Consider the following 9527-nt stretch of genomic DNA (forward strand, 5'->3'; position numbering starts at 1 on the left):
TCTATCTCCAGCGCTTCTCATACGCACCGTGCGTCGTCTGCTGCCCTTCACTGAGAGCCCGCAGACGGGCCATGAGGAGAGAACGGTCGGCAGGAGCCGCTTTGAGGGTCGCCCTGAGCGTTGAAACGACTTCGGCGATATAGGCCTTCCCGCGCTGGCGTCCTTCCACTTTCAATGCTTTCACCCCGGCCGACCGCAGCTCGTCAAGCTGGTCCATCACATCGAGAGAGACGGGATCTTCAAAGGCGTAGGTTTTGCTGTCGGAGATCTCAAAGCGCCCCTTGCAGAGCGTCGGGTATCCCGCTGCCTCATCCGCTTGGAACCGATTGATCGTGAAGCCGCCAAGATCCGAAATCATGTCATTGCCCGATTGTCTGTAGCGAACGTGGCTGGCGGGCGAGCAGACGCCGTTCATATTCGGAGACTTGCCGGTGGCATAGGAGGAAAGCGAGCAGCGGCCTTCGGCCATCACGCAAAGGCCACCGAAAACGAACACCTCAAGTTCGCAGGTCACACGTTGGGCGATCTTTGCGATGTCCTGGATCGTGAGCGTTCGCGGAAGGACCACCCGCGTCGCGCGGAAGCTTTCAGCTAGGAAAGTCAAGGCATCCGGGTTTGATGCGGAAGCCTGGACTGAGATGTGAAGCCTTTGATCGGGATATTGTTCGGCCACGTGAGCCATAAGCCCGAAGTCCGCAACGATGAGTGCGTCTGCGCCGGCCTGCCTTGCCTCTCCGGCGCGACGATACCAAAGCTCTTCCTTGCCGGCGGTCATGAACGTGTTCAACGCGACGAAAGTCTTCACCTTGCGGGCTCGCGCGTACGCGATTGCTTCTGTCAGTTCGGAGAGATCAAAGTTCAAACCGGGGAAATTCCGAGCGTTGGTCTCGTCACGGAAACCGCAATACACGGCGTCTGCACCGGCATCGACGGCTTCGCGAAATGAGGCGGGCGTACCTGCGGGGCAGATCAATTCCATTGCACACCCTGCTTTTTAAGTGCTTCCCGACGCACGAGATTCAACGCCTTAGCGGTCAATGCACCAAGAGGACCTGTCAGCCTGCTCATCGAAGCAACAAGATCCAGCTCGTTGTCGTCAAGAGCATTTCTAAGAGCGAGGACAGCTTCCATATCGCCGGTCACCAAGAGCTTGCGGGAAAAGAACATTGCGTCGCCGTCTACGCGTCCTTCCGCTAGTGCGAGCATCAATACCAGCGGCCCGCTTATTGTGGCGTCAGCCATAGGCAGGCTCCCCCGCCTAATCACTGTGAGGGCGCGATCGGATGGGCGTATCCAGAACGAGAACGGAAAGTCGTTTGGGATGAATGCGAAGCGCGCCGTATTATACTCCCCGAGCCGATCAAATAGCTTCGGGTGGGTGCGGAGGGTTTGCTGCAGGAGGATGTCGGCGAATTGAGCCGCGATTGGTAGCGGAACGAATTTTGCAGTTGCCATCAAGCGAGATGGAGCGAGCATAGGGGCCTCTTGGATTAGACGGTGCATCCTAGTTGCGATCGCAGCAACGCTATTTGCTCCCGAGCAAAGACGGCGATGGTTTACCAATGCCATTGCTGGCCGATGCTGAAAGAAACCCAAAATATTCGACGCCATGTCGATCTCCAGGGCTTTATGTCGGATTTGGCCGACAGAGGACTGCTGGTCGAGGTGCAAGAACCTGTTTCCCTTGTGCACGAGGTGACGGCGCTTCACAGGAAGGTTTTGCACGAAGGTGGCCCCGCGCTTCTGCTGAGGCGACCCGTCGATGCGGAGGGGGCCATCTCCAGCATCCCGGTGGTAGCCAATCTTTTCGGCACGAAAGAGCGGATCGAACTCGGTTTTGGGCTGGGACCGGGAGGGTTGCCCCGTCTTGCGGAAGAGCTTGCGGAACTCCAGCGTCCGACCCCTCCGAAATCGCTTTCCGATGCGTGGGGCAAGCTGCCGCTCCTGAAGGCCGCCGCGTCGATGCGGCCGCGGTATTCCAGGAAAGCGCCGTGCCAGGAAGTCCTCCTTCAGGCAGACGAGATCGATCTTGGTCGCCTCCCTATACAGTGGTGCTGGCCCGGAGAGCCTGCGCCCCTGATCACATGGCCGCTCGTTATAACCTGCAGTCCTGACGATCCCGACGACGTCAACGTCGGGATCTACCGTATGCAGTTGCTTGACAAGCGATCCCTCATCGTCCGCTGGCTGGCGCATCGAGGGGGCGCGAAGCACTTCCGGCAGTGGCAGCAGAAGGGACTGGACATGCCCGTGGCGGTCGTGATCGGGGTGGATCCGGCGACGATCCTAGCGGGCGTGATTCCGCTGCCGGAGGGGATGAGCGAGCTTAACTTCTCGGGCCTGCTCCGCGGTTCAAGAACGCTATTGACGAGGTGTAGGACTAACGCGCTCAGTGTGCCGTCGAACGCCGAGATCGTGTTGGAGGGCTTCGTCTCGAAGGACGAGATTGCGCCCGAGGGCCCATACGGGGACCACACGGGCTACTACAACTCGGTCGAAGCTTTCCCGGTCGTTCGGTTGAGTGCGATCACCACCAGGCGCTCTCCCGTCTATCTGACTACGTACACGGGGAGGCCCCCGGACGAGCCGTCCGTACTCGGCGAGGCGATGACCGAACTCTTCGTTCCGATCGCGAAACGTCAGTTTCCAGAGATTACCGACCTCTGGCTTCCGCCAGAAGCCTGCTCCTATCGTGCGGCGGTCGTTGCAATCGACAAACGATATCCTGGGCAGGCTCGGAGGGTGATGATGGGCCTTTGGTCGATGCTTCCACAGTTCAACTACACAAAGCTTGTTATCGTCGTTGATTCCGGCATCTCCGTTCGCCGTTGGGACGACGTGCTATGGGCGATCTCGACCCGTTTCGACGCCGCGCGCGACCTTGTAGTTCTCGAGAACACGCCGATCGACTACCTAGACTTCGCATCTCCCACGTCAGGACTCGGAACGAAGATGGGAATCGACGCGACGAATAAAATCGGTGGGGAGACGGAACGGGAATGGGGACTGGAACTTCATATGCCTGAAGAGCTCTCACGAAGGGCGAACGACATATGGGAAAGGACAAGGCATGCTTTCGCGCGCTGATGGTTACGACGTCGTCGTCGGAGTGAGTGGCGCATCCGGCGCCTCTCTCGGCGTGGCTGTCGTGGATCGTCTAACGGCCGCCGGGATAAGAGTGCATATCGTCGTGACAGAGGCCGCGAAGCGGACCTTGGCGCACGAGGTGGGGTCCGAGGCGCACGGAAGGCTGCTCCTAAACGCCCACCGCTGCTATGACGACAAGGATATCGGGGCGGCAATCGCAAGCGGGTCGTTTCCCGTTTCTGGGATGATCGTGGCTCCATGCTCCATGAAGACGCTCGCGGCAGTCGCGACCGGCCTTTCGGAAAATCTTCTTGCTCGCGCCGCAGACGTCCAACTCAAGGAGCGCCGTCGACTCGTGCTGCTAACACGCGAGACGCCTCTTCATTTAGGTCACCTCCGGAACATGACGAACGTCACCGAAATGGGCGCGATCGTGATGCCGCCAGTGCCCGCCTTCTACAATCGGCCGACATCCGTCGAGGATATCATCGACCATCTTGCTGCTCGAGCAATCGATCTCCTTGGCTTACCCCTGCCTCATCAGTCTAGGCCGTGGAACGGAGAACCTTCCTTTGCTCAGCCGAAGATCGCTATCGGATCAGCACCAAAGAGCATCGCGTGACCGCCTCCGAGAATAAGCCAGCAGACTAGTGCGACAGTGACTGCGAAAGCGAGGATCATCGCTCGGTCTACCGAGAGGCGGTGCCCGGCAAACATGGCGGCGAACGGTACGATACCCGTATTTCTAGAGAGAGCCGACCAGCGATCACCTAGACGTCGCCTGGCACGCTTTTCTGTCATCGGGATCGCTCCGAGAGCGAACATGGCGAAGCCGCCGAACAACAACACGGATCGAAGATCTCCGTTTGCTACGATATGCCCAACGGCCCAGATGGCGAAACCCCACAAGACAGGGTGTCTTGTAATTCGCGCGACTGCGGCGACTTCTTCAGAAGAGCGGACGGAAACTGAGAGTGGATTCCTACTTAAGAGCCCTGCGATTACGAGAAAACCGCCCAACGGTGCCAAGGCGAAAGTCACGACCGCCTGCCATGGATGTAGATCCCAAAGAGGTATGTAGTCGAGGGACAGAGCGGCTGAGAACAACCACACGAGCGCGGCGACGGACGCGGCAGAATAGCCGATGAAGTACGCCGGCCGTCCAAGGCGGCCAATGATACCCGCACGGATCGCAGGCAATGCCGGTATCGAATGCAATAATAGGAAGATTGCGAAGGCAGAGAAAAACGAGATCATTGAGGACTCCTTGCTCTCCAAATAGCATCATCTTCAGAAATGCAGTTTGATCGTCGTCAATCATCCGGTCCTCCATGGGATGGATCCGCAACCGTCGTTTGCCATTGTTCTTGCGCCCCGATATGGATCGGGTTTCCAACTGAGCAAAGGTCTTGGGGACGTGGCTTTCCCCTTTTCGGCGAAGGAGTTCGCCTCTTGTCAACAGGAGTTTCCGAAACGCCAGCCGATCGCAAAGCGGCCTAGCCTTGGAACGACGGCGGCAGTCACGCGTCTTTGCGCCAGCGCAAAGAACGAACTGATCCAGGTCTCTAAATATGACGCCGTCACTCATCTTTAGGGGTCCTTTTATGCTGCGCATTCGTTCTCTCTGCTTTGCTCCCGCCGCACTTGCTGCCATGCCGCTCGTTCTTCATGCCGCAGAGTTTCCAATCGGCGCGCCTCAGGTGGCGGGTGGCATGGAGGTTGCCGCGGTATACCTGCAGCCGATCGAGATGGACCCGCCTGGAATGATGCGACCGGCAGTAGAATCCGATGTTCATCTCGAAGCGGACATTCACGCCACGAGTGACAACGCGAACGGATTTGCAGAAGGAGACTGGGTTCCAAACCTTCACGTTGAATATAAGGTGAAAAACCTCGACAACGGCGCGGAGCAGGCTGGCGCTCTCGAGCCGATGGTTGCAAGTGATGGTCCGCACTACGGTGACAATGTCAAGCTGTCTGGTCCCGGTCGCTATGCGGTCGAGATCACCGTGCATCCCGGTGGTCATGGCATGATGAGTTTTGGCCGCCACGTCGACAAGGAAACCGGCGTTGCCCCCTGGCCCGAGACGTTTTCCCTCAACTATGACTTCGTTTTCGCGGGGGTCGGAAAGAAGGGTGGCTACTGATGCGCGCAGCCAGGCCACTGACCGTCCTGCCATTGCTTTTTGCATGCCTGGCATCGCCGACGGTTGCTGAGGAAGAAGCCCCCGTTTTCGCCGTGCATTTTAGCAACGGCGTAATATCTCCATCCATCCTTGAAGTTCCGGCAGATAAGCGGTTCAAGATCGAGCTTTATAACGACGGTTCGACGCCAATTGAGTTCGAGAGCATTCCACTTCGAAAGGAAAAGGTACTTGCTCCGGGAGCGTCGAGCTTTCTCGTTTTTCGCTCTTTGAAAGCCGGCGACTACGCGTTCTTCGACGATTTCCACCTCGACATGCCGCCCGCCAGGCTGATCGCGAAATGACGTATCAAACCTTTCTCGAATCGTTCAGGATCGCCACTGTCGTGTGGCGCGAATCCTTCGAAGCCCTGCTCGTTATCGCCATCCTACAAGCTTGGACGGTGCATGAGAGCGTGGAGACCCGGCGGCGGGCTGCCAGATCGATCGCCGGCGGCGCGGCGGTCGGAATGCTGACCGCCGTCGGACTTGCCTTTTTGATGGGCGAAGCTTCCGATTTTCTCGACGGGGACCGCGAAGACTTTCTTCAACTGATCCTGGCCGCGACGGCGTCCGCGCTTATGCTCCGTATGGTCTTCTGGATGCGAAGCTCTGCACGTGATGCTTCGAATGACATGAAATCGCGGGCCGCAGGAATTGGGAAGACCGGCAACTGGACGGCGCTCGGCCTGCTCGCTGCACTTGCGGTCGCCAGAGAAGGTGCCGAGACTGTGGTCTTTCTTTTCGGAATGCTTTCCGGGTCGGACTTGGGAAGCGCAGGTCTCGTCGCCGGATCCGGCACATTAGGGCTGGGGGCGGCGCTCATGACCCTGCTGGCGTTCCGGTCTGGTGCCTCCGCCTTTTCCAAAAAAGCAGTTCTGACGTTCAGCCAGATTTTACTCTTGGTGTTGGGAAGCGGCCTGCTGATGACCGCGTTGGACAAGGCCGTTTCACTTGATTTCATCTCGACGATGACTTCTCCCCTCTGGGATACGAGTTGTCTCCTAGACGATGCCACCGGGCCTGGCGCATTCATATCAGGACTAACCGGGTACCGGGCTCGACCTGAACTTCTTCCCCTGCTTACGCTGGGCGGCTACTGGACGATGGCGTTGCTGGCATATGCTTCGCCCGTTGCAAATAAGGCTCACGCATGACCACGGCGCAAAGTTTTGGTGGAAGGTTTGTCAGCGGACTGGGTGACGTACTTCTAAGGTACCAGTCCGGGATCCGCCGAATGCAGTGGGTGATGATCGCGGCCTACGTTGCTCTGCTCGTTGTCCCGCTAACCCTTCCGCTGCCTGGAGGCAGCGATTACATCTGGAACAACCTTGCGCGCTTTGTGCAGTTCGTGTTCTGGGGCATCTGGTGGCCTTTTGTCATCTTGGGAACAGCCCTGGTTGGTAGGTTCTGGTGCGGGCTGCTCTGCCCAGAAGGAGCTCTTTCGGAATTCGCAAGCGAGCGGGGAGCGGGCAGGGCTATACCAAGCTGGATGAAATGGTCCGGGTGGCCGGTGGTGGCTTTCATTTCCACGACTATTTATGGCCAGCTCACAAGCATCTACCAGTATCCCAAACCCGCCGCGCTCTTACTCGGCGGATCGACGCTAGCGGCGATGGTCGTCGGCGCGCGCTATGGGAAGGCAAAACGCGTCTGGTGCAGGTTTCTATGCCCGGTGAGCGGAGTCTTCGGCACCGTGTCGAAGGTTGCTCCCTTGCATTTCCGGGTCGAGCCGGACGCCTGGAAACGCTCGTCGCCGGCGGAGATCGCCGGCGTGAACTGCGCGCCCCTCATTCCAATCAAGACTATGCAGGGAAGTTCGGCCTGCCACATGTGTGGACGCTGCAGCGGGCATCGAGGCGCGATCCGGCTCGCATGGCGCAAGCCGGCGGCGGACATTGTGTGCGGATCCGGCCGAATGGCAGCTCGATGGGACACCATCCTCATCATACCGATACTCCTCGGGCTAGTCCCCGCAGCCCTTCACTGGACGGCCAGCGGAGCGTTCCAAGCCATGAGGACTTGGTTGGTCGAGCGGTGCGTCGAGCTGGGCTTTATGTGGCCGTTGTCGCTCCGGCTTCCTTGGTGGCTGCTGACGAACTATCCATCAGTCAACGACGTGATGAATGTAGTCGATGCTGTCAGTCTGTTGGCGTTTGTTGCTCTCGGAGCATTCACGTCGTCTGTCCTGTTCCTGCTCCCGCTCGCGGCGGCGGCGGCAATCCTCCGCCGGAAGGGGAAGGTCGTCCATCACCTTGCCCAGGCGATGATTCCGCTCGCGACTTCATCGCTATTTTGTGGCCTTCTCGCACTGACAACAAGCCAGCTCCGAGCTGACGGGATTAATGTGCCAGGCGTCGATGCCGCCCGTGGAGCGTTAGTAGTTGTCGCCGGGCTTTGGTCGGTGGAACTCTTCTTCAGGATTTCGAGCGTCTATTGCAGGTCGCTCAACCTGCGCATTTTAGCGACGGCACCTATGGGCATGGCTGTTGCCGCGTTCTCAGCAACTTGGCTGTTCATGTTCTTGGGAGGCTGATCCACTCAGGTCAGCCGGAGCTTTCCGGCTGACCTTCGCACTACAGATTGGTTGCTTGCCGTAGATTGAGCCGTGACGGGCTCACGCAGCGCAACTCGCCGCGACTTTTTGATTTCGATTACGAAGGGCTTCTTCTTTTGCATGATCTTCCTCGGAAAATGAAACAGGTTTAGGCCGATGGCCGAGTGATGACGAATGCGGCACATGCGCTCAGTGCCGTGGCGACGATGGCGAGCGCCAACGGGCCGGGATCCAGCCAGACGAGAACGCATAGACTGCATGTCATGGCGACTACCGCGGAAATCTTCGCGCCTTGATTTATCGCCTTACGATCTCGCCACGCTCTGACCGAAGGACCCAAGGTAGGGTGACCCACAAGCCAAGATTCAAACCTTGGGGAGATGCGGGCGAATATGCCTGCAGAAACCAGCAGGAACGGGGTGGTCGGCAATAGCGGCAGGAACGCTCCAACCACGCCGATGGTGATCGAGGCCCAAGCAATCGTCAACCACAGCATGCGCATCGTAATCTCCATTTTCACCCGGACTCTAAGACCTCACGGCATCGTCATCTTTGATGCTGATCAAAGACGACGACGCAGATCAGTTTAAAATGCGGGTCATCACTTTTGATGGAGGTTGCAATGCTGCCCAGATTCGTCACCGCGTTTCTGAAATCGTCTGGGGATAAAGGCGTCGTGGTAATGGAACACGACGGCGCTCACCGGGTAGTCGTCGTCGATAGGGAGGCGCTTTACGAGATTTCGAGCCCGCCTCGAGCAGACGAGTCCCGTCTTCAACAAAGCGTTGGTGCGATTTGCGAAATAGCGACGGCAAAGATTCTCAAAGACGGTCGATCTTCACATTCGCGGATCGCGGTTTCCGCGTCCGACGTCGCAGCGTGGAAACTTGAACGGTCGAAGCTGCACTGAAGCAGTCTCACCGGTGAACGGAAGAGTCGGGCGCGGATAAGATCCGCGTCCTATATTTGATGCATTGGCGAAACTCTTTTTGTTCACAAAGAAGGCCGACAACTTTCCCGGATTGACCTCGGCCTTCGAACGGCTGGCCACTAAGGCATTTTGAAGGATAGCTCCTTACGCCACCGAAGGCATCAGGGATGGATTGACGGGGTATCCGACGAGCTTCGGAGCACGGCAACCCGCATACGCCACAACGCCATGATATTCGCCCTTGGCGCTGGTGGAGTTGCCGGCCGAGCCAAAGATTCTGCGGCTGGCAATTGAGATTTGGCTGTGCAAAAGTCCTTTGGGCTTTCGCAATGCCTCGACTCTTAATTGCATTCCTTGCACCCTCGCTTCCCCATCTGAGGGGAAGAGCTGTGAACTCATCATTGTTGTTGGTATTCAACCAAGGTCTTTGAAATTCGCTTCGCTATCGTCTGTCTGATGTGAGCAACCTCGAGGGTGTGGGTCAATCGATTACGGACGAAGTCCGTTTCTGGCAGCGGGTAGACCTGCGTTTTGCCCTGCAGTCTGCGAAACGCGGACGAGGTGAGAATACGCTCTCCATCTTTATTGAATACGGAGTTCCTGTCGTCGTCCAGGGGATGAATAGCCCCGAGTTTCGTAGACCCCCTCGCGTTATGTTTTCTGCAAGCGCTCGAACTCGACGGGTGACAGCATTCCGTTTCTGACGTGCTTGCGTTTGGGGTTGTAGAACATTTCGATGTAGTCGAACACGTCCTGGCGAGCTTCATCGC

Annotated in this window: 13 protein-coding genes; 8 read left to right on the forward strand and 5 right to left on the reverse strand. The window is 58.0% G+C overall.

Annotation, left to right across the window (positions count from 1 at the left end; genetic code table 11):
- Nucleotide 1: 1 nt before the first annotated feature.
- Nucleotides 2-979: a peptidase U32 family protein gene (locus GVL52_RS26635; protein ID WP_160012429.1), complete on the reverse strand. Its 978-nt coding sequence runs from the start codon at nucleotides 977-979 to the stop codon at nucleotides 2-4.
- Complete coding sequence (locus tag GVL52_RS26640) at nucleotides 970-1611, reverse strand: SCP2 domain-containing protein (RefSeq protein WP_306440391.1); 642 nt, start codon at nucleotides 1609-1611, stop codon at nucleotides 970-972. Before GVL52_RS26640 ends, GVL52_RS26635 begins: the two co-directional genes overlap by 10 nt.
- Here GVL52_RS26640 and GVL52_RS26645 point away from each other — a divergent pair.
- Together GVL52_RS26645 and GVL52_RS26650 are read left to right on the forward strand one after the other, a co-directional pair.
- Nucleotides 1579-3087, forward strand: coding sequence for a UbiD family decarboxylase (locus GVL52_RS26645; RefSeq protein WP_160012430.1), 1509 nt, complete (start codon nucleotides 1579-1581; stop codon nucleotides 3085-3087). The two genes, GVL52_RS26640 and GVL52_RS26645, sit on opposite strands and share 33 nt — an antisense overlap.
- Entirely contained in the window at nucleotides 3071-3709 is a 639-nt protein-coding gene (locus GVL52_RS26650) for a UbiX family flavin prenyltransferase (RefSeq protein ID WP_160012431.1), read from the forward strand. The genes GVL52_RS26645 and GVL52_RS26650 overlap by 17 nt, the downstream gene beginning before the upstream one ends.
- Here the strand turns inward: GVL52_RS26650 and GVL52_RS26655 are convergent.
- Nucleotides 3664-4344, reverse strand: a complete 681-nt coding sequence (locus GVL52_RS26655; RefSeq protein WP_160012432.1) for an NnrU family protein — start codon at nucleotides 4342-4344, stop codon at nucleotides 3664-3666. The genes GVL52_RS26650 and GVL52_RS26655 overlap by 46 nt on opposite strands.
- 46 nt (nucleotides 4345-4390) lie before the next feature.
- On the opposite strand from GVL52_RS26655, the gene GVL52_RS26660 reads away from it, so the two are divergent.
- The 5 genes from GVL52_RS26660 to GVL52_RS26680 all read left to right on the forward strand — a co-directional run bounded on the left by GVL52_RS26660 (nucleotide 4391) and on the right by GVL52_RS26680 (nucleotide 7805).
- A complete protein-coding gene (locus GVL52_RS26660; protein WP_160012433.1) occupies nucleotides 4391-4681 on the forward strand; it encodes a hypothetical protein in 291 nt (96 codons plus the stop codon).
- A gap of 58 nt (nucleotides 4682-4739) precedes the next feature.
- Nucleotides 4740-5234 (forward strand): iron transporter, encoded by a 495-nt coding sequence (locus tag GVL52_RS26665; RefSeq protein ID WP_244619301.1) that lies wholly within the window; start codon nucleotides 4740-4742, stop codon nucleotides 5232-5234.
- Nucleotides 5234-5575, forward strand: coding sequence for a cupredoxin domain-containing protein (locus GVL52_RS26670; RefSeq protein WP_160012435.1), 342 nt, complete (start codon nucleotides 5234-5236; stop codon nucleotides 5573-5575). The genes GVL52_RS26665 and GVL52_RS26670 overlap by 1 nt, the downstream gene beginning before the upstream one ends.
- Nucleotides 5572-6426, forward strand: a complete 855-nt coding sequence (locus GVL52_RS26675; protein ID WP_160012436.1) for an FTR1 family protein — start codon at nucleotides 5572-5574, stop codon at nucleotides 6424-6426. Before GVL52_RS26670 ends, GVL52_RS26675 begins: the two co-directional genes overlap by 4 nt.
- 80 nt (nucleotides 6427-6506) lie before the next feature.
- Nucleotides 6507-7805 (forward strand): 4Fe-4S binding protein, encoded by a 1299-nt coding sequence (locus GVL52_RS26680; RefSeq protein WP_244619299.1) that lies wholly within the window; start codon nucleotides 6507-6509, stop codon nucleotides 7803-7805.
- 169 nt (nucleotides 7806-7974) lie between these two features.
- Here the strand turns inward: GVL52_RS26680 and GVL52_RS26685 are convergent, their stop codons facing one another.
- Complete coding sequence (locus GVL52_RS26685) at nucleotides 7975-8328, reverse strand: YbaN family protein (protein WP_160012438.1); 354 nt, start codon at nucleotides 8326-8328, stop codon at nucleotides 7975-7977.
- A gap of 120 nt (nucleotides 8329-8448) precedes the next feature.
- Between GVL52_RS26685 and GVL52_RS26690 the strand changes: the two genes are divergently transcribed.
- Nucleotides 8449-8736, forward strand: a complete 288-nt coding sequence (locus GVL52_RS26690; protein WP_160012439.1) for a hypothetical protein — start codon at nucleotides 8449-8451, stop codon at nucleotides 8734-8736.
- A 672-nt stretch (nucleotides 8737-9408) separates the two neighbouring features.
- Here GVL52_RS26690 and GVL52_RS26695 read toward each other — a convergent pair.
- On the reverse strand, nucleotides 9409-9527 hold a 119-nt coding region (locus GVL52_RS26695), incomplete at its 5' end, for an IS3 family transposase (RefSeq protein WP_160012440.1).

Source organism: Rhizobium sp. 18055 (genome assembly GCF_902706285.1).
Classification (GTDB): domain Bacteria; phylum Pseudomonadota; class Alphaproteobacteria; order Rhizobiales; family Rhizobiaceae; genus Rhizobium.

Bases quoted from the DNA above. Each gene is read 5' to 3' on its own strand.
- GVL52_RS26635 (WP_160012429.1), bottom strand. From the start codon at position 979: ATGGAATTGATCTGCCCCGCAGGTACGCCCGCCTCATTTCGCGAAGCC.
- GVL52_RS26645 (WP_160012430.1), top strand. From the start codon at position 1,579: ATGCTGAAAGAAACCCAAAATATTCGACGCCATGTCGATCTCCAGGGC.
- GVL52_RS26640 (WP_306440391.1), bottom strand. From the start codon at position 1,611: ATGGCGTCGAATATTTTGGGTTTCTTTCAGCATCGGCCAGCAATGGCA.
- GVL52_RS26650 (WP_160012431.1), top strand. From the start codon at position 3,071: ATGCTTTCGCGCGCTGATGGTTACGACGTCGTCGTCGGAGTGAGTGGC.
- GVL52_RS26655 (WP_160012432.1), bottom strand. From the start codon at position 4,344: ATGATCTCGTTTTTCTCTGCCTTCGCAATCTTCCTATTATTGCATTCG.
- GVL52_RS26665 (WP_244619301.1), top strand. From the start codon at position 4,740: ATGCCGCTCGTTCTTCATGCCGCAGAGTTTCCAATCGGCGCGCCTCAG.
- GVL52_RS26670 (WP_160012435.1), top strand. From the start codon at position 5,234: ATGCGCGCAGCCAGGCCACTGACCGTCCTGCCATTGCTTTTTGCATGC.
- GVL52_RS26675 (WP_160012436.1), top strand. From the start codon at position 5,572: ATGACGTATCAAACCTTTCTCGAATCGTTCAGGATCGCCACTGTCGTG.
- GVL52_RS26680 (WP_244619299.1), top strand. From the start codon at position 6,507: ATGCAGTGGGTGATGATCGCGGCCTACGTTGCTCTGCTCGTTGTCCCG.
- GVL52_RS26685 (WP_160012438.1), bottom strand. From the start codon at position 8,328: ATGCGCATGCTGTGGTTGACGATTGCTTGGGCCTCGATCACCATCGGC.
- GVL52_RS26690 (WP_160012439.1), top strand. From the start codon at position 8,449: ATGCTGCCCAGATTCGTCACCGCGTTTCTGAAATCGTCTGGGGATAAA.